This is a genomic window from Flavobacteriales bacterium, assembly GCA_016124845.1.
GTDB lineage: Bacteria > Bacteroidota > Bacteroidia > UBA10329 > UBA10329 > UBA10329.
Window position 1 is genome coordinate 1 of sequence record WGMW01000002.1, and the last position, 19,335, is coordinate 19,335.

Annotated in this window: 14 protein-coding genes and 1 pseudogene; 9 read left to right on the forward strand and 6 right to left on the reverse strand. The window is 48.3% G+C overall.

Annotated elements, in window-relative coordinates; translation table 11 throughout:
- On the forward strand, window positions 1-127 hold a 127-nt coding region (locus GC178_00270; protein MBI1285995.1), incomplete at its 5' end, for an IS3 family transposase.
- Window positions 128-139: 12 nt separating this feature from the next.
- Here the strand turns inward: GC178_00270 and GC178_00275 are convergent.
- From GC178_00275 to GC178_00295, 5 genes and pseudogenes are all read right to left on the reverse strand, one after another.
- Window positions 140-562 (reverse strand): annotated as a pseudogene (locus GC178_00275) (hypothetical protein).
- Between the two features lie 83 nt (window positions 563-645).
- Entirely contained in the window at window positions 646-897 is a 252-nt protein-coding gene (locus GC178_00280) for a 30S ribosomal protein S20 (protein ID MBI1285996.1), read from the reverse strand.
- A 108-nt stretch (window positions 898-1,005) separates the two neighbouring features.
- Window positions 1,006-2,271 carry an NADP-dependent isocitrate dehydrogenase gene (locus GC178_00285; GenBank protein MBI1285997.1) on the reverse strand — a complete coding sequence of 422 codons (1,266 nt, stop codon included), beginning with the start codon at window positions 2,269-2,271 and terminating at the stop codon, window positions 1,006-1,008.
- Between the two features lie 32 nt (window positions 2,272-2,303).
- Entirely contained in the window at window positions 2,304-3,047 is a 744-nt protein-coding gene (locus GC178_00290; protein MBI1285998.1) for an NUDIX domain-containing protein, read from the reverse strand.
- Window positions 3,048-3,050: 3 nt separating this feature from the next.
- The gene (locus GC178_00295; GenBank protein ID MBI1285999.1) at window positions 3,051-3,719 is read right to left on the reverse strand and encodes a hypothetical protein; all 669 of its coding nucleotides are present in this window, start codon (window positions 3,717-3,719) and stop codon (window positions 3,051-3,053) included.
- Between the two features lie 147 nt (window positions 3,720-3,866).
- On the opposite strand from GC178_00295, the gene GC178_00300 reads away from it, so the two are divergent.
- The 8 genes from GC178_00300 (at window position 3,867) to GC178_00335 (ending at window position 17,649) form a co-directional block, all read left to right on the forward strand.
- Entirely contained in the window at window positions 3,867-4,721 is an 855-nt protein-coding gene (locus GC178_00300; GenBank protein ID MBI1286000.1) for a hypothetical protein, read from the forward strand.
- Window positions 4,718-7,144, forward strand: coding sequence for a DUF4968 domain-containing protein (locus GC178_00305; protein MBI1286001.1), 2,427 nt, complete (start codon window positions 4,718-4,720; stop codon window positions 7,142-7,144). The genes GC178_00300 and GC178_00305 overlap by 4 nt, the downstream gene beginning before the upstream one ends.
- The gene (locus GC178_00310; protein MBI1286002.1) at window positions 7,141-9,624 is read left to right on the forward strand and encodes an alpha-amylase; all 2,484 of its coding nucleotides are present in this window, start codon (window positions 7,141-7,143) and stop codon (window positions 9,622-9,624) included. Before GC178_00305 ends, GC178_00310 begins: the two co-directional genes overlap by 4 nt.
- The gene (locus GC178_00315; GenBank protein MBI1286003.1) at window positions 9,625-10,995 is read left to right on the forward strand and encodes an alpha-amylase; all 1,371 of its coding nucleotides are present in this window, start codon (window positions 9,625-9,627) and stop codon (window positions 10,993-10,995) included.
- An 86-nt stretch (window positions 10,996-11,081) separates the two neighbouring features.
- On the forward strand, window positions 11,082-14,195 hold the full coding sequence (locus tag GC178_00320; protein ID MBI1286004.1) for a SusC/RagA family TonB-linked outer membrane protein: 3,114 nt from the start codon (window positions 11,082-11,084) through the stop codon (window positions 14,193-14,195).
- 2 nt (window positions 14,196-14,197) lie between these two features.
- Window positions 14,198-15,613: a RagB/SusD family nutrient uptake outer membrane protein gene (locus tag GC178_00325; protein ID MBI1286005.1), complete on the forward strand. Its 1,416-nt coding sequence runs from the start codon at window positions 14,198-14,200 to the stop codon at window positions 15,611-15,613.
- Window positions 15,614-15,622: 9 nt separating this feature from the next.
- Complete coding sequence (locus tag GC178_00330; protein ID MBI1286006.1) at window positions 15,623-16,645, forward strand: T9SS type A sorting domain-containing protein; 1,023 nt, start codon at window positions 15,623-15,625, stop codon at window positions 16,643-16,645.
- 161 nt (window positions 16,646-16,806) lie between these two features.
- A complete protein-coding gene (locus GC178_00335; protein ID MBI1286007.1) occupies window positions 16,807-17,649 on the forward strand; it encodes a T9SS type A sorting domain-containing protein in 843 nt (280 codons plus the stop codon).
- A 205-nt stretch (window positions 17,650-17,854) separates the two neighbouring features.
- Here the strand turns inward: GC178_00335 and GC178_00340 are convergent, their stop codons facing one another.
- Window positions 17,855-19,216: a YHYH protein gene (locus tag GC178_00340; GenBank protein MBI1286008.1), complete on the reverse strand. Its 1,362-nt coding sequence runs from the start codon at window positions 19,214-19,216 to the stop codon at window positions 17,855-17,857.
- Between the last annotated feature and the right edge of the window lie 119 nt (window positions 19,217-19,335).

The following is a 19,335-nucleotide window of genomic DNA, read 5'->3' on the forward strand; positions in this document are numbered from 1 at the left end:
ACACTATGACACCGTTGAGGAACTGAAGGATGAGCTCCTACAATATCTCTTTTACTACAACGAAATGAGGCATCATCAAGGAATAAATGACATACCTCTTAACTTTAGAAAATCATTACCGAATTAGTTGACTTTTACAGGCGCGATTGAGATAAATGACCCAGAACTCCTCGTGATGCAGGTCGCTCAGGTGCGGATAGACCACCTCAAATGCCGAACGGCTGTCGGTGATTCTGATGCGTTTCTCAGGTTCAGAATCCTTTCGTCTTCTGCCCAATTCCAGCGCAGCAATAATGCTGATGGCCTTGGCTTCACCGATGCCCTTGAACTTGGTAAGGTCTTTCACAGAAAGTTTGGCAAGGTCGGAAAGTTGATTGTTCAGACTTTGCAGAATTCGTTTCGACAGGTCAACGGCCGTCTCATCGGCACTTCCCGAACCGATAAGGATGGCGATCAGTTCTGCATCGCTCAACGCGGATTTTCCTTTCAGTAGAAGTTTCTCCCGTGGACGGTCGTCTTCCGCCCACGATCGGATTCCTTTCAATGCTTGATACTGTTCCATGCCGTACCGAAAGTACGGATTGTAACAAACAAAAAGCCCTGCTCCGAAGGGAACAGGGCTTTTCTATTTCTTAAGTGAATGGCTTACAGACCGTTCACATGCACGGTCAACTTAGACTTAAGGTTTGAAGCCTTGTTCTTGTGAATGATGTTGTTCTTGGCCAATTTATCCACCAACGCAGCCACTTTAGGCAATTGGGCCTCCGCAGCTTTCTTGTCGGTAAGACCACGCAATTCCTTGATGGCGTTACGTGTTGTCTTGTGGATGTATTTGTTTCTCAAACGCTTGGTTTCGCTTGAGCGGATTCTCTTAAGAGATGATTTGTGATTAGCCATTGCTTCTCGTAGTCAAATTTTAGGGCTGCAAATGTAAATAAATAGTTTCGAGTTGCAAGTCGCAATTCTCAATAAAATTCAGGTCGATTTCAGCTTTGCATTTTCTCATCACATATTGGCGATGATCTCATCACCGAATTCGGATGTTGAAAGTAGCGTTGCGCCTTCCATCAATCGATGAAAATCGAACGTAACGCGCTTGCTGGCAATTGCTTTCTCCACGGCATTTTCAATGAGTTTGGAAACTTCTGTCCATCCCATGTATTCGAACATCATCGCCCCCGAAAGAATGATGGAACTTGGATTGACCATGTTCTTACCTGCCAATTTTGGGGCAGTTCCGTGGGTCGCTTCAAATATGGCGTAACCCGTTGCGTAGTTGATATTTGCTCCAGGCGCAATTCCGATTCCTCCTACGCAAGCAGCCAACGCATCCGAAACGTAGTCTCCGTTCAGGTTGAGGGTGGCAACTACCGAATGCTGCTTTGGATACAGAAGAATCTCCTGAAGGAACGCATCGGCAATACAATCTTTAATGAGCACTTTTCCCGCACTCAATGCATCTTCCTGCGCCTGATTGGCCGCATCCACGCCATCCGTTGCCAGAATGCGATCGTACATTCCCCAAGTGAAAACCTTGTCTGCGTACTGTGTTTCGGCAAGGTCGTAACCCCATTGTTTGAAGCTACCTTCCGTAAACTTCATAATGTTGCCTTTGTGAACAATGGTCACAGATGGTTTTTTATGTTCGATGGCGTAATCGATGGCCGCTTTCACCAAACGCTCCGTTCCTTCTCTGGAAACGGGTTTGATGCCGATGGAGGTCGTTTCCGGGAAACGGATGTTTCGCGCTCCGAAATCATCCTGCAGAATGTTCACCAACTTCTTACAATCCTCAGTTTCTGCTTGGAATTCGATGCCTGCGTAGATGTCTTCGGTGTTCTCGCGGAAGATCACCATATCGGTGTATTCTGGATGCACCAAAGGTGATGGAACGCCCTTGAACCAACGCACCGGGCGCAGACAAACGTACAGGTCGAGTGTTTGTCGCAACTGCACGTTCAGAGAGCGAATACCACCTCCGATCGGAGTTGTCAATGGTCCTTTGATGGCCACCAGATACTTTTCAATCGCATCCAGCGAATCTTTCGGAAGCCACTCGCCCGTTTGGTGGTAGGCTTTTTCTCCCGCAAGAATCTCCAGCCATTCCACTTTCTTGGTGTCTCCGTAAACTTTCTTCACCGCTTCATCGAACACCTTCCGTGCAGGTGTCCAGATGTCAACACCAATGCCGTCACCTTCTATAAAAGGTATGACAGGGTTGTCAGGTACGTTCAGAATTCCGTTCGGATTGATGGAGATTGATTGAGCCATGGTTTACTTTTTCTGGCGGCCGAAGTTATTTATTACTGGAAATCGAAAGCTGTTGAAAACGACCTATTCAATGTCTTAACATTAAATTGAAACAATTGTGCGGGTTTGTGGGCCACACCTTTCTGCTTTTCATCCAATGCGGTGAGGAAATTCATGCCCAGCACCTTTCGTCTGAAATTGCGCTTGTCGATGGTTGCACCGAGTACGGCTTCGTACAATGACTGAAGCTGTCCGAGGGTGAATTTTTTCGGTAGCAGTTCAAAACCTACAGGTTCCAAACGCATTTTCAGCTTGAGTGCTTCCAAAGCACTGTTCAATATGGCATTGTGGTCAAATGCCAACTCGGGCACATCACGCAGGTTCACCCATTCGGCCTTTCGGGCAAACGAATTTGCAGAAGGTTTGAAATTCTCCGATTTGATCAAGGCATAGTATCCAATGGTCACAACACGTGCGTCAGGATCCTTCCGAACCTTACGAAGCCATTCCAGATCGTTCTCTCGTTTCACACGCATGGGGTCGCCAAAGGCAGAGAACTGTTCGAGAAACACGCGGTCTAAACCTGTCAGTTCTTTCAATACACGGTCAGCAGCTTGGTCCAAATTCTCATCATTATGAATGAGGTCGCCAGGCAATTGGTAGTTCTTTCCTTCAGTATTGTCAGGGTTGTCGCGTTCGATCAAAAGCACTTTCAACCCCTGCATGTCAAACCCAAAGACCACGCAGTCGACAGAAACATTAGGGTTTACATTAAAGGGAAGATGGTTTTGATCCATAATCTAAAAGAGAACGACCGGTAGTTTTTCAAGTTCACGATCCAAACAGTTTTGGTATTTCAACTGATTGAAATAGAATAGTTTGGCAGGACGGAAATTCTGTCCTTTCAGTAGTTTTCCAGAATCGGTCAGATAGTCTTTTGCCAGCAGGATTCTTCTGAAATTCCGCTTGTCCAATTGTTCGTCTAAAATTGTCTCATACAAATGCTGAACCTGAGTAATAGTGAACAGTTCCGGCATGCCGTCAAGCGGAAGCAGATGGTTCTCTGCTGATTTCCGAATGGCCCTAATTGCCGAATTGAATATTTCTCGGTGATCGTAAAGCATTCGGTCAGGAACGTCATTCAGATTCACGAACCGTCCTTTTTCAGCCAACCCACCGAATTTCAGATTCAGATTTCGTGTGAAACCGAGATATCCTTTGCTGATGACCCGGTCTTCCGATTCCGGAGGCCGGTTCAGTCGTGCAGGGTCTTCAAAAGATCGGAAACGGTAAAGCGGAATTTCCAAACCCACTTGATCCTTAAGAACGCGTTTGGCCGCATCAAGGATCATCTCGTTGGCCAATACCTCATCTCCTGGTAAAGAAACCTTCGGTTCACCATCAGAAACCTTCTTTCTGTCCACCAAAAGCACACGGAGATCGCCAGTCGTATCGTTAAATTCGAACACGACACAATCGACAGAAATGCTTGGTTTTGAGGAGTTTGGCAACTTGTTCCGGTGGTTTTTCAGGCTGCTTTAAGCCCTGATTTTTCAGAGTGTCAATTTAACACTAACTTGCCTTTCTTTGCAAGCAAACAACCAAAAACTGTTCTGATGATATTGATCGCAGATAGCGGTAGCACCAAATGCGATTGGAAATTGATGGATGGGAATCGTGAGGTCGGGGCCGTCAGTACCATGGGATTCAATCCGTATTTCCATAGCGAAGCAATTATTACGACAACGGTTAGAGCGCAGGGCATGCTCTATAAGTATGCCGATCAAGTGACCGAACTGTACATCTACAGTGCTGGTTGCTCCAGTCCTGAGTTGAACAGAATTGTGGAAAACGCGCTGCGTTCAGTATTCCGAAAAGCTAATATTCATGTTGATCACGATGTGCTTGGAGCGGCATTGGCGGCCTGTCAAGGTGAGCCTGGCATTGCTTGCATTCTCGGAACGGGTTCCAACTCGTGCTACTACGATGGCAGCGGTATTTATGAGGAAATCCCATCGCTGGCTTACATTCTTGGCGATGAGGGAAGCGGCAGTTGGTACGGCAAGCAATTGCTGCGCGATTACCTTTATAAGGAACCGATTCCCGAAGGATTGCGTCAGGAATTGATCGATCAGGGACACGACAAGACCTCTATTCTGGAGAACATTTACATGCAACCGCACGCCAATGTTTACTTGGCTTCGTTCATGAAAACCATCTCCAAGTTCAAGGAAACGGAGTATGTACAACAGATGATCCATGATGGCATGCACGCATTTTTGCTCCGTCACGTCTGCTGTTTCAAGAATCACAAGGAGGTGAAAACCAATTTCGTGGGTTCCATTGCTTATTATTTTCAGGACATCCTGAAGGAAGAGGCTGACAAGTTGGGAATCACGGTCGGCAACGTCATCAAAAAACCGATCGATGGCTTGGTGGATTATCACTTAAAACACCCTGTGCAAGGATGAGCCGACTCTACCGTTCGTTGGGAGAAGTTACTTCGGTCAGCCAAACCGACTCAGGTTTGGAATTGACAAACGCGGAGGCAATCGTCAAATTGACGGTTTACAGCGATTCGGTCATTCGTGTTTATGTCGAGAAGAAGGAGAACGAGCTCCGCGAATTGCCCTATGCGGTAATTGCCGAGCCTCTTGAAACAGCATTTGAAGTGAAGATTACGGAAGATGTGGTATTTCTCAAAACCGCCAAGATCCGTGTGCTTCTTTCTCGAAAACCGCTACGCATTTCGTTCTCTGACCTGAATGGCAAATTCCTGAATGAAGAGGATTGTGCTTTGGGAACGGGTTGGATCGGAGACACAGTTGCCACGTATCGAGCGTTGAAAGAAGGTGAACGATTCATTGGTCTCGGAGAAAAAACGGGCCCATTGGATCGCGCTGGAAACGCCTACACACACTGGAATACGGATTTTTTCGGTTACCCGACCAATGCGGATCCGATATATCTGAGCACTCCATTTTACATGGGGGTTCATGCCGATGGTCACTATGGTATTTTCCTGAACAATTCGCATCGGTCAGTGGTCAACTTTGGAGCGAGTAATGACCGTTTTTCGTCCATTCAGGCCGAAGGTGGTCCGATGGATTACTTTTTCTTCCACAATGATTCGGTGACTAAAATGGTCTCTGATTATTCGTGGCTGACGGGAAGAATTTCCTTGCCACCGAAGTGGGCGTTGGGTTTTCAGCAATGCCGCTACAGTTATTATCCCGATAAGGAGGTTTTGAATTTTGCGCGCACGTTCCGAGAAAAGCAGATCCCTGCGGATGTCATCTACCTTGACATCCATTACATGCAGGATTACAAGGTTTTCACTTTCGATGAAGAGCGCTTTCCGAATCCGAAAGAGATGACTGCGGAATTGGAAGCGCAAGGCTTCAAAACGGTGGTGATTGTTGATCCGGGCGTGAAACGCGAGAAAGGCTATGAGCTTTGTGATGATGGTGTGAAAAAGGACGTGTTTGTCAAATATCCTGATGGCGAATTGCATGCCGCACAGGTTTGGCCAGGCTGGAGTTATTTCCCCGATTTCACAATGGATTCAGCAAGAAATTGGTGGGCAGACCATATGAAATTCTACACCGACAATGGTATCCGTGGTTTTTGGAACGATATGAACGAGCCCGCGAGTTGGGGACAGATGACGCCTGATCTGATCGAGTTCGGTTGGGAAGGGGAGAAGACTACCCATCGCGAAGCACGGAACGTTTATGGTGGATTGATGTCGCGTGCCACCAAGGAAGGTGCCGACAAGTATTTGAATGGAAAACGCCCGTTGATGCTTACGCGTGCTGGTTTTTCTGGCGTGCAACGTTATGCCGCTGTTTGGACGGGCGATAATGTGGCTTCGGATGAACACATGATGGCGGGCGTCCGCCTGCTCAATAGCATGGGAATGACGGGAATCCCATTTGCGGGTTATGATGTGGGTGGATTCGTGGATGAAGCTTCACCAAAACTTTTTGCCCGCTGGATTTCCATAGGGGCTTTCAGTCCGTTTTTCCGTGCGCACAGTATGATCGGGACGCGGAATGCAGAGCCGTGGACGTTCGGTGAAATAACTGAAGCCATCGCTCGTAATTATATCAATCTGCGCTACCGATTGATGCCGATGATCTATTCGGCCATGTACCGCGCTTCACAGGATGGAATGCCGTTGGTGCGTTCGTTGGCCATGCTTCATCCGACTAATGAAAAAGTGTATGAATCGGCATACGAGAACCAGTACATGTTCGGTGATTCGCTGCTCGTCTGTCCCGTGGAAAGCTCCAAGGAATTGGTTCGCGTTTACTTGCCCGAAGGCGATTGGTACGAACTGCTGACGGACAAGCACTACACAGGAAATCAGGAAGTGGTGGTCGATTGTCCGATCGAGAAATTGCCCGTTTTCGTCAAACGTGGTGTGCCACTATTAGAGCAAAGTCTGGTTCAATCGACATCCGAAAAACACGATGGTGTTTTACGATTGCATGTTTGGTTCAAAGCGGAAGGAACGGCTTTGCTTTACGAAGACGATGGCGAATCGTATGGCCATTTGGAGGGCAAATTCAGCACGCGGCAAATAACCTGTGATTGCCCAAACAACCTTATTCTTTTCGGAGAACAGGAAGGCGATTTTGCTTCAGAGTTTGATCGGATTCGAGTGATTTGGCACGGTTTCGAGGATCGGAAAATCGTTTCTGTCACCGTTCGCAATTCGCAGCTCGGACCTCGCGACTCTGTTCACAAATGGGTGGAAACAATACCGAATTTCGATCCATTGGGCGAAAGCGTAACGGAATATTCGAGTAAGGTTTTTACCGTGGAGTTTGAGAATTCCTCTGAAGCATTTGAACTTACTTGGGAAAGTGAATTGATAGAACGCGGATGACACGGATCAAACTGATTTTTTGGGATTTTTTCTTGGTGATCTCGGTGCAATCTCTGCGTCCTCTGTGGTTAAAATCACTTTTTCTCCTTTTCTCCTTTTTCCTTTTCTCTTGCTCAGACAGTCACCGTGCAGAGGTCAAGTATTCCAATCTCATTCTTGGTCTCGGTTCTCCGATAACCTTACCTGTTGAAAGTCCAGCGATCATCGACTTGAACGACTACGTGCTGGAAATGGAGCGATTGGACAGCGTTTCGATTGACGAGCATTTTTTGTTAGAAGCAGATTTGGTTTTAGGCTCTCTTCGCATTGATTGGGAAGGCATTCCCAAGGTTATCGGTGCGAATCCAAACTCAAGAGGTATTGACCCATCTCCGTTTGGTGATGGAATTCCTCCAATCACTGAGGTGAAGCTATGGTCGGATGGAATTGCTTCTTCCATCATTCTTCTGAAATCCAAAAAACAACAGGTTGATCTGACCTATTCAGGCGAGGCCGAATCGGTTCAACTTGCTGGTGAATTCACTGGCTGGAGCGCGAAGGGTCAGGATTTCGAGAAGGTGGGAGATACTTGGAGAAAGACGCTTTATCTCGATCCTGGTATGTATCAGTATCAGATCGTGGTTGACGGAAAGTGGATGCTCGACCCTGCGAATCCTGATAGCGTGGATAATAATGTCGGTGGCTTCAATTCGCTGCTGAATGTGGGCGGTTTGGAGCAGGAGGGAAGTCCGCTATTGCTGACGCGAAGTTTCGATGCTGGTAATATCCGTTTTGAACTGAGAAACGAGCCTACCGAAGTATTTGCGCTGTGGGAAAATCAGCGACTGCCACCGGAGATGGTCGGGGTTCAGGGAAATGAATTGACGGTCGCGTTGCCTGAAATTGCCAAAATCGCGCCCCATTCAACGCTAAGGGTTTGGTCGTACAATGAAAAGGGTGTGTCGAACGACATTTACATTCCGCTTCAGAATGGCAAACCAATTACGGATGCAGCTAAGGTTTCCCGAAACGAGTGGCATTCCGCACAACTCTATTTTATGATAGTGGATCGTTTTGTGAACGGAAAACCAGAGAATGACCAACCTGTTAATGACCCAGAAATTGATTTCAAAGCCAATTATCAAGGAGGCGATCTGGTCGGAATTCAGAAGACCTTGGACAACGGTTATTTCGAAGCGTTGAACATGAACACGCTTTGGGTTTCGCCTATAACCCAGAATCCTGAGATCGGTTATGTGGAATTTCCAGCACCGCATCGCAAGTTTTCTGGTTATCACGGTTATTGGCCCGTGCTGAACACGGTTGTCGATCATCGCTTGGGAACCTCCGAAGAATTGCGTGGACTGATCGATGATGTGCACGGAAAGAACATGAACATCATTCTCGATTTCGTTTCGAACCATGTTCATGAGGACAATCCGACCATTAAGAAGCATCCCGAATGGCGCACGCAACTCGATCTGCCGGATGGCACCAAGAACATCCGAATTTGGGATGACCAACGCTTGACCACTTGGTTCGATACGTTCCTGCCCAGTTTGGATCATTCCATCCCCGAAGTCACCGACATGCTTTCGGATACAGCGTTGTTTTGGGTGAAGGAATATGGTTTTGATGGCTTCCGCCATGATGCCACCAAGCACATTCCGCAGGAATTCTGGCGAACGCTAACGCAGAAGATCAAACGCGAAGTTGTTCTGGAGAACGGGAAATCTGTATTTCAGATAGGTGAGACTTTTGGAAGTCGCGAGCTGATTGGTTCCTATATCGGTTCGGGTTTGATGGATGGCAAGTTCGACTTCAATCTGTACTTCGATGCACGGAATGTATTTGCGTTGGACAATGAGGATTTCAACCGTTTGGGAACTTCGCTCCAATCAAGTTTGAGCTATTACGGTTACCACAACCTGATGGGTAACATTACAGGAAATCACGACTTGCCACGATTCATCAGCTACGCTGGAGATGGGCTGAAATTCGGTGAAGACGAAAAGGAAGCGGGTTGGAACCGTAACATCAAAGTCGAGAATCCTGTCGGATACAAGAAATTGGAACAGCTCATCGCTTTCATGTGGACGATCCCAGGAATTCCAGTTATGTACTACGGTGATGAGTTTGGAATGCCAGGTGCTGGCGACCCGGATAATCGCAGGTTGATGCGCTTTGAATTATCTGAAAAAGAAAACGAAACTTTAGAAACTACAAAAAAGATCACTGCCCTGCGGAAGCATCATCTGGCACTTCAATTCGGTGATATGTACGATATCTGCGCGGACGGGAAAATGATGCATTACCGAAGAAAATACTTTGATGACGAGGTGGTTGTCATTTTCAATAAAGACAGCTTGAGCCATATCCTTCCAATTGCTGCTGAGGGTGAAAAATGGAAAGCTGAATTCGGAAACACATTGAAGTACAATCACGGCAATATGGAAGTGCAAGTCCCCGCTTACGGATTCGAAATTTTGACGAAATACTAAATGACCATGAATAAGCTTTACCCGTTTTTCCTTTTCTCGTTTTTTCTTTTCTCCTGCTCTTCACCGAATCCGCCTGTTGAGGAGTCTGAACCTGAGGTGGAAGAAAACTGGGGAGAGAACAGCACCATTTACGAAGTGAACCTTCGCCAAATGACACAGGAAGGAACGTTCAAGGCGTTTCAGCAACAGCACTTGGACCGATTGGCTGATCTCGGTGTAGAGATTCTTTGGTTCATGCCGATCTACCCTATTGGAGAGAAGAACCGAAAAGGCACTCTGGGCAGTTATTATTCGGTAAAAGATTACACTGCGGTGAATCCAGAACACGGTTCGCTTGAGGATTTCAGAGCATTGGTCGATTCAGCGCACGCGAAAGGGATGAAAGTGATTCTGGACTGGGTTGCCAATCACACCGCTTGGGACAATACGTGGGTTACCGAACACCCCGATTGGTACAGCACCGACAGCTTGGGAAATATGATTCCGCCTGTGGCAGATTGGGCCGATGTGGTAGACCTGAATTACGACAATCCAGAAATGAGAAAAGAAATGATATCGAGCATGAAGTTCTGGTTGAAGGAAGTGGGCGTGGACGGTTTCCGTTGTGATGTGGCAGAGTGGGTCCCGGTCGATTTTTGGGTGGAGGCACGTGCCGAACTGGATTCGGTCAAACCGATCTTCTTCTTGGCCGAAGGCGAGAATCACGAGCTGTTCCAAGCGTTTGACATGACCTATTCGTGGAGTTTCCACCACCTGATGAATCAAGTGGCCAAGGGCGAAATGGGTGCTACAGACGTGGCTGAATATTGGGCTTCCCATGATTCGACCTACGCACCCAATGAATACCAGATGCAGTTCATTACCAATCACGATGAGAACTCTTGGAATGGAACCGCCATGGAGCGTATGGGCGACAACCGAAAGGCGTTTGCGGTGCTGAGTTTTACGGTTCCCGGAATGCCGCTGATCTATAGCGGACAGGAATCTGACATGGACAAGCGACTTGAGTTTTTCGAGAAGGATCCGATCGAATGGAAGGGTTACCCGTTAGAGGATTTTTACAAGAAGTTGGTCGCTTATAAATGGGCTACTCCGACTCTCAGAAACGGGGAAGATGCCGGGCCTATACGGTTTATTGAAACGGGCAATGAACGGGTTCTGGCATATACGCGAGGAACCGAGGAAGATCACACGGTCGTTCTGCTTAATTTTTCGGATGAGCAGTTGAACGTTGAGTTGAATGACAGCATTCTGGGTGGTTACTATTCATGTCTTTTCTCGGACAGCATTTACGATGTGGATGATTCAAAACTAATGGAGACGCTTCCTGCGCACGGTTATCGGATCCTCACTCATGTTGCTGTTGATTGATACCTCTATTGTTACACTTAGTGTCAGTTTGACACTTTCTATTATATTCGTGTGGTGATATGGTTGGCCTGACCTAAACTGAAGCCATGGCGAAACACTTACTTGTTGCCTTTTTTGTGCTTATTTCTGTGTCTGTTTTTGCGCAGACAGGAACTGTAAAAGGTGTTGTTACCGGAGATGACGGTCTTTCCATTATTGGTGGAACCGTGGTGGTTGAAGGTACGACCATTGGAGCTTCCACTGATTTTGACGGCAAATACGAATTGAAGAATGTTCCTGTTGGCGAACAGACCATTGTTTACTCCTTCATCGGGTTGAAAACCCAGAGGTTGAAGGTAACGGTCAAAGAAAATGAAACCGTGGTCTCAGATGTGAAACTTTCCGAAGACGCCATGCTTCTCGATCAAGTGGTGGTGGTCGGATACGGAACCACACAGAAACGGGATGTGACCGGATCCATTTCCACGGTAAAGGCAGAAGCCATCGAACAGTCCACTTTGCCAAGTGTGGATCAGGCATTGCAAGGTCAGGCGGCCGGTGTCAACATTATTTCACAGAACGGTATTTCAGGTTCCGCAGTAAAGATCAATGTGCGTGGTACCAATTCCATTGCTGCGGGCAGTCAGCCACTTATAGTTGTGGATGGGATTCCGATCACCACCGGGAATTTTGACCCGGGAAATCTTGGTTCGAGTTCGAATGCGCTTTCAGACATCAACCCGAATGATATTGAGAGCATTGAGGTTTTGAAAGATGCGGCTGCTACCGCCATTTATGGTTCGCGTGGAGCAAACGGTGTGGTGATGATCACGACCAAACGCGGAAAGGCGGGGAAATCCCGTATCAACGTAGGATATAGTTATGGTATCGTCAACGAGACCAACCGTGTCAAATTTCTGAATGCTTCAGAACATTTGGCGCTGCGCGATCAGGCACGGGCCGATGCAGGACTTTCACCTGAGTCTCCCACCGCTTCGGTCGGTGGTGGGCTTACGCGGGCAGAGGCCGATTCCGTTGCAAAATCAGGTGGTGTTGATTGGGTGGATAAGATGCTGCGTACCGGTGGCGTGCACCAACTCGAACTTTCATCAAGCGGTGGAACGGAAAAGGTGCGGTACTACGTGGGCGGTGCCTATCGTAACGAAAGAGGTTTTCTGAGAGGTAACAATTACGATCGTGCAAATGGTCGTGTAAACCTGGATGCAGATGCGACCAAGATTCTTCGGGTAGGAGGGAGCGTGGCCATCACTTACACCAGTATAGACCGTGTTCGGACGGGCGATGCTGGTGGTTTGGGAACGGCCCAACAGATTCTGCCATACATACCGGTTTATGATGCGAACGGAGAGTACAACAACTACATCTCGAACCCGGTGCGGGATCTTGATCTGTTCAAATTCAACACGGAGAACATCCGCAGCATCAATTCGGTGTATGCCGATCTGAAGTTGCAGAAGAACCTGACCTTCCATTCGGATTTCGGTATCGATTTCCTGAATCAGTTGGAGAATGAATTCAATTTCAGGAATGTGAATCTGGTGGGAAGCACTTCATCTGCGTGGAATCGAACAACGCGAGTGGTGAACTGGAACATGAACAACTTCCTGACCTACGAGAAAGAGTGGAAAGGCAAGCACTACTTCAAGATGATGGTCGGTCAGTCGGCACAGCATGTAAAAACCCAAGGATTCGGGCTTTATGGTTGGGGGTTCCCGAACGATTACCTCACAAGTCCGGCAGCTGCACCACCCGATCATCAGAGCGGTTACAGCTATCAAACGGCAAACGGTCTGCTGTCGTTCTTCTCCCGAATAAACTACAAATTGAACAACCGTTATCTGCTCGGAGTTAGCGTTCGCGGTGATGCCAGTTCAAGGTTCGGACCACACAATAAATGGGGTTTCTTTCCTGCATTCTCGGCAGGCTGGGTCATTTCGGACGAGAGCTTCCTCAAAGGTTCCAAGGTGCTGCCATACTTGAAATTGAGTGCCAGTTACGGTTACACAGGAAACAATGCAATTCCTGATTTCGCTTATTGGTCGCTCTATTCTTCAGGATTCAACTATGCCGACAGTGCAGGCGTGGCACCAAGCCAATTGGACAATCCGAATCTGAAATGGGAACGCTCACAGCAATTGGACGTCAACATCGATTTTGCACTCGTGCAGAGCAAGATCTTCGGAACCATCACGTACTACCGAAAAACAAGTTCAGACCTGTTGCTTTACATGTCGCTGCCCACTTCATCCGGGTTCAACGGAGTCTGGCAGAACATCGGTAAGCTACAGAACTGGGGGATGGAATTCAGTCTCACCAGCCGCAATATCAACCGCAAATTCAAGTGGGAAACAAACGTGAATGTGGCCTTCAACCGCAATAAGGTCATCAGCGCGGCAGGACTTCCTCCAGATGCTTTTGAAAGTGGTCAGCCGGGTGAAGGCCGCGTCATAGAAGGTTATCCGGTCGGGCAGGCATACTTGGTTGAGTTTGCGGGAGTGCAGAAACAGGACGGACAGATCGGTGCATGGAACTTGGATGGCACAGCCATGCTGGACGGAAACGGTAACCAAGTGATGTATGACGTTGCCGGAGGTACCGAACTCTTTTACGACAAGAACGGTCACATTATGACATACGCGCATCCTACAGGAGGTCTGTTCTATGAGAACAACCGCAAACCGATGGGAAGCCCGTTGCCCTTGTTCTATGGTGGTTTCACCAACACGTTCTCGTATGCAGGCATCGACCTAAGTGTGATGTTCAGCTTCTCGTACGGAAACACCATTTATGATGATGCGGCCAAAACGCAGATCGGTAATTGGCAGAGCATTGCGCAGCGCAGAGAGATTCTGAATGCGTGGTCTCCGACAAACACGAATACGGATGTGCCGGGGCTGAACAATTACACACCTGTCAACTCCTCACGTTTTCTCTATGATGGTTCGTATCTGCGGCTGCGGAGCCTGATACTCGGGTACAATTTCCCGAAGAAGATCTGTGAGAAGGCACATCTGCAAAAACTTCGACTTTACTTTAAGGGAGGAAATCTCTGGTTGCTCACCGCATTTCCCGGATGGGACCCTGAGGTGTTGCGTAATGTAGACCCGAACTCGCAGGCGGGTAACGTTTCGTTCGCGGGGCCCTATTTGGGAACGCCACAGGCACGCACCATTTCCTTCGGAATTCAAATCGGAATCTGACCATGAAAAGACTTTCGATACTACTGCTTGCGGTTCTCATGCTCAGCTCATGCGATAAGCTGTTGAACATTGAACCCGTGAATGACATTCCGGCCGATGAGGCCATCAAATCGATGCAGGATCTGGAAAACCTGTCCAATTCCATGTACAGCGGTCTGCAAGGAAATTCGCTTTATGGTGGCAATTTCCAGTTGTATGCCGACCTCTTGGCCGAGGATACACAGGTGGACGAATCGCGCCTTACTCCCTTCGGAACGCAGGAGATCTACCAGCGCGCCACCACCATCCAGATAGGGACGCTACGCGATACGTGGCGGGAAGCATATAGAGCGATCAACCGCGCCAACAACATCATCCGTGTGGTAGATGATAACCTTCTTTCGGGTACCGAATTCGACAACAAGAAAGGACAGCTTAAAGCGGAGGCGCTGTTTGTCCGCGCCCTGTGTCATTTTGAGCTCTGTCGTTTCTGGGCGCAGCCGTATGATGTTGATAATCAGGGAGGGAACAGTAAGCCGGGAGTTCCATATAGAACCGAGCCGACCCTGTCTTATACGCAGGACCTTGCCCTTGCACGATCATCGGTGGAACAGGTTTACACCAATGTGCTGAACGATCTTGCAGATGCAGAAACGCTTTTTGAAACTGCCGGATTACGACACTCATCGCATCGAGCTTCGCTGATGGCAGCAACCGCGCTTAAAGCGCGTGTGCTCTTCTCCAAGGGCGATTATGCGGCTGCTTCGGATGCTGCATCGGTGGTCATCAACAGTAATCTTTACAGTCTTTACCCGACCAACACAGACGATGAAGCGTTGCTCATTCCCTTTCAGTCAGAAGGATATTCCATCTCCAACGAGACCATTTTTCAGTTGTCATACACAACGTTCGATAACGGACTGAATGAGTCTTACTCACAGCTGAGCAACCTTCCGGTATTCCAGTACGCTGCTACCGACCTCATCACCAGTTATGCTCCGGGTGATGGACGCAAGAGCAAGTGGTTTCTTCAGAATCCTGTCAATCTAAAAGGACGAATTACCAAATACGACCGCCCGTTGGATGTTTTTTATAACGTTCCGGTCATCCGCTTGGCGGAAATGCACCTTATCCGTGCCGAGGCCAACATGAGTCCGGGTGGCAACGGAAACACCGCGGACGCTTTGGAAAGCTATAACGCCATCCGCGAGCGTGCATTCGGCAGCAACTTCATCCCTGAAACAGGTACCAATCAGCTATTGGAGAAGATACAGTTGGAGAGACGCTGGGAGCTCTGTTTCGAGAACGACCGATACCATAATCTGAAACGGATGAAACAACCGTTGCGCGATGGTGTGGCGTATAATGATCCAAGTCCTATATTTAAAATACCGCAGGAAGAAATTGCGGGAAACCCTTCCATAGAACAGAATCCTTAACCAATTACCATGAAAAAAATCTACACGATCTGTCTTTGCTTCTTGGCTGGAAGCACCTTGGCCCAAATGCCAACCAATTTCGGCAGTAATGCTGCTGACGGAATTTCTTACCAGACTTACAACCTTACCGATAACGGGGTGGTGAGTTCGGTGCGTTTTCAGGCGCAGAATGCCGTGGCTGCCGGTGTCGGCAACTGGGAATTCTACACGGGCGACTACATGAACAACTGGCGACCATATACGAGCGATGATACCCTGAGCGGTTTCAATGCCGTTATCGACCCAACGGTAGAGACGGCATCGGCCCGCTACAACTCCAACTATGGCGGCCAGACCGGAAAACTTCCTGCCGTACAGGCTGGCTATTATTACACTTGCATTATTCAGAACGGAAGTTCAGACAACTTTATGTCCATTATTGAGACGGACTTCGACCCGGTTGTTATTGATACGGTGTACAATACGCCAACAAATCCAACGGAGAATGACAATATCGTTGTGTCCGTAGAATTGCTGAATGCTCAGACATTGAGTGCAGGAGAGCATGTGTTTATTCGAGCCAGTACAGATGGATATGCAACGTCACAGTTTATGGAAGTGACAAACTTCTCAAGTGGAGTGGGGACGATTTTCATTCCATCAGGGATGATTCCCGCTGGAACCACGGTAAACTACTACGCATTGGTTACGGCAGAGGCAGTACCTGTGCATGAGACGGTCGATTATTTCACCCTCAATTTTGGCAACAACGGAGGTAATAATTACGGATTCACGGTTTCCGCGGTAACCGGCATCAATGAGGCTCAGACCGATTACAGAGTATTGCGTTCCAATGGCAACATAACTGTTCAGAACCTGAAAGATGTGCAGACGGTGAACCTTATTTCCATGGATGGAAGATTGGTTGCTACGCAAAGCACCAATGGCAGGACCACCATGGATATGAGTACTTCTGAATTGGCTCCCGGCATTTACGTGCTCGATCTTCGCGGTGCCGATTTCAGAAAAAGCATGAAGTTGTCCATCAATTGAGTTCATTACTTGATAGTTCAGGCCGCTGCAGCTTTTTGCTGTGGCGGCTTTTTTTATGGATTCATCATTCCTCCAACACTTTCAGAAAGTTGTTAATTCTTAGGACAATCGGCAGAACTACCGATCATCTTCGTAACTTTTCGCTTCAAAATCGGAATTCCATGAAAACCTCTACACGCGCTATTGCTACCGTTGCATTCCTGTTCCTTGCGCTTGGTACGGCCGTTGCGCAGAATTACAGCGACAACCAGAAGCAACTTCAGAAGTACGTTTCGGACGAATTGTATCAACCCGAATGCAAATATGATGTAAGCGGGAAATGGGTGGGAACGGAGATCCAGTACGATGAGACGGGAACCTTTATCAAAGTGAAGTTCGATATCGTGTTCGAGTTTGAGCAGGATGGCAACAAGATCACAGGAACATCTTACATCAAGGACAAGTTGCATGAGGACATCGGTTACATGAACATCCGCGGATATGTGATCGGGGACAAGCTGCATTTTGAGGAATACGAGCTTACGGGGCAGCAATGGGAAACGCCCAATCGCGTGTGGTGTTTCAGAACAGGTGAATTGGATCTGACCGAGGCGAGCAGAAAAATGCAACTGGCAGGTGATTACGATGCGTATGCGGCCTACGATTACCATCCGTGCCGCGATTATTGCCACACCGTGGTGCAGAAAGACAAGGGCGATGGTGCCTACCCCGAGATCACCGGTCACGACTTGAGCAGCTTTGATGAGGACAACCTGATCAGCGTGGCACCAAGTCCGTTCCGTGAACAGACACGCCTTTCATACACGCTTTCAGAGTCGGCCAAGGTGCAATTGGATGTGTTCGACCTATCGGGAAGAAAAGTTGCCGACCTGGTCAATGGAACTCAGGCAGCAGGGAAATACACTTCGGTGTTTCAGGCTGATGGCAATGCACCCGGAAGCTATATCGTGCGCCTGTTTGTGGACGATAAACTCTACACCAAGCAGGTGGTGCTGATGCAATAATTCAAGATTTCTTGATCCATTGAGAAAGACCGTCTATCCAAAGAGACGGACGGTCGATCTATTGGTGTTGACGGCCAATCAATAGAGATTGACGTCCAAGCAAGCATGCAAAACCTTCGATCAATAGAGATTCACGGTTGAACAAGCACGCAAAACCGGATTCGTTCAGTGAACTGTACGATTGGGAAAGATTCGCCCCTTTTTCTCACCGCTGCCAGTGTTCGGTCGTCACCGAGCCATCAATATCCGTGAAGATGTAGGTGTAGAGATCCGAAGCATCCCAACTGTATTCCACCGAGCCGGGCTGCCCTCCGATGGTGTATTGCAGCAGGTAACCATTATTGCTGCCGTTGGGCTGGCAACTGGTAATGAGCAGATTGTCTCCATTGATGGGGTGCAAGGTGGTGCGTAACGGGGTGGTGGCCGCCTGAGGTTCCACCTGCGTTTCGGGGGCTGTGCCCGATACCGTTACCTTTCCGCGCATGGAAGCCACCATGTACGGGTAGGTGCTGGTTCCGTGGTAATGGTAGTTGCCGTTCCACGCATGACCATGGTGCGTGTCCAGGTCTTCCATGGCAGAACCATCGGGTTCCAATTCGCCATACACGGCAAAACCGTCAAAGGCATAAGCAATGGGGTTGGCAGCACCTACGGTGGATGACAGATGCAACGGAGCCGTATGATAGTGGTAATCGTCCGCGCGGCCAGAATGTCCACCGAATTCATCCAGTTCGCCAATTTCCTGCGAGACAAGACCCGATGCATTGATCGGATTGAAGATCGGAATACCATTAACAGCTATACCGATGGCGCCTCTTCGAAAATCGGAGGTGATGCTCATTTCGTCATCAGTCAATACAGGCTGTAGCGGAATGGACCACGCATTATTTCCGGTATAGGGTTGCGGAATTGGCACCTGCGCGATCCAAGCGGTGATGCCCGTCATCATGGTATGGTCGGGAATGCCATCGGACGCCACGCGGAAATAGGTGTTGTCTGATGAGGTCGACACATTGGAAAAGTGACTGAAGTAGCCTTGCAAGGCGCTTACTTCATTGGCAGGGACATCGGTGAGTGTATCGGTGGTGTTCGTGTCCTTATTGCACGCGGCAAGCGTGATGAACAGGAGGGAGGCCACGGCCAATGAAACGGAGACCTTCTTCTGTTCCCGCCTGAACAACAGGAGCAAAACAGCCCCGGTTAAGAAAAGGATGCCGAACACCCAAAGTGCTTTGGTGACCAGCGGGTTTTGTATGAACGGATGGGAAGCCATCTCGGCCTCCATGGGCGTCTGTTGGGAGTTGATCTTCTGAATGGCCTCATAACGCCTGTTGATGATGGTCTGGTTCTCTTCCGAAAAATCAGACAGGGCATAGGAGGCCACTTCTCCGTTTTCGGTTTCCAGATACACTCTTCCTTCCTTCAGCATTAAAAAGGAACCTTTTTCGGTGGTGTTCTGGGTTTCGATGGTCCATGCCTGCAGATTTTGGTGGTGATGACCACCTTCATGGGCCATGGTCAGTTGTGTGGCGGCAAACAGGAATAGGGCGGTGAGGAGATGCTTCATGGTATTTTGTTTAGATGCTTACTTGCCTGTATGTGATAGCAACATGAAATAGTCACAGAGACACAGAAGGCACGGAGGCTTCCGCAGAAAAAATCTCTGTGGAATCTGTGAAAATCTGT

Coding starts and splice junctions, on each gene's coding strand:
- GC178_00280 (MBI1285996.1), bottom strand. CDS start 897: ATGGCTAATCACAAATCATCTCTTAAGAGAATCCGCTCAAGCGAAACC.
- GC178_00285 (MBI1285997.1), bottom strand. CDS start 2,271: ATGGCTCAATCAATCTCCATCAATCCGAACGGAATTCTGAACGTACCT.
- GC178_00290 (MBI1285998.1), bottom strand. CDS start 3,047: ATGGATCAAAACCATCTTCCCTTTAATGTAAACCCTAATGTTTCTGTC.
- GC178_00300 (MBI1286000.1), top strand. CDS start 3,867: ATGATATTGATCGCAGATAGCGGTAGCACCAAATGCGATTGGAAATTG.
- GC178_00305 (MBI1286001.1), top strand. CDS start 4,718: ATGAGCCGACTCTACCGTTCGTTGGGAGAAGTTACTTCGGTCAGCCAA.
- GC178_00310 (MBI1286002.1), top strand. CDS start 7,141: ATGACACGGATCAAACTGATTTTTTGGGATTTTTTCTTGGTGATCTCG.
- GC178_00315 (MBI1286003.1), top strand. CDS start 9,625: ATGACCATGAATAAGCTTTACCCGTTTTTCCTTTTCTCGTTTTTTCTT.
- GC178_00320 (MBI1286004.1), top strand. CDS start 11,082: ATGGCGAAACACTTACTTGTTGCCTTTTTTGTGCTTATTTCTGTGTCT.
- GC178_00325 (MBI1286005.1), top strand. CDS start 14,198: ATGAAAAGACTTTCGATACTACTGCTTGCGGTTCTCATGCTCAGCTCA.
- GC178_00330 (MBI1286006.1), top strand. CDS start 15,623: ATGAAAAAAATCTACACGATCTGTCTTTGCTTCTTGGCTGGAAGCACC.
- GC178_00335 (MBI1286007.1), top strand. CDS start 16,807: ATGAAAACCTCTACACGCGCTATTGCTACCGTTGCATTCCTGTTCCTT.
- GC178_00340 (MBI1286008.1), bottom strand. CDS start 19,216: ATGAAGCATCTCCTCACCGCCCTATTCCTGTTTGCCGCCACACAACTG.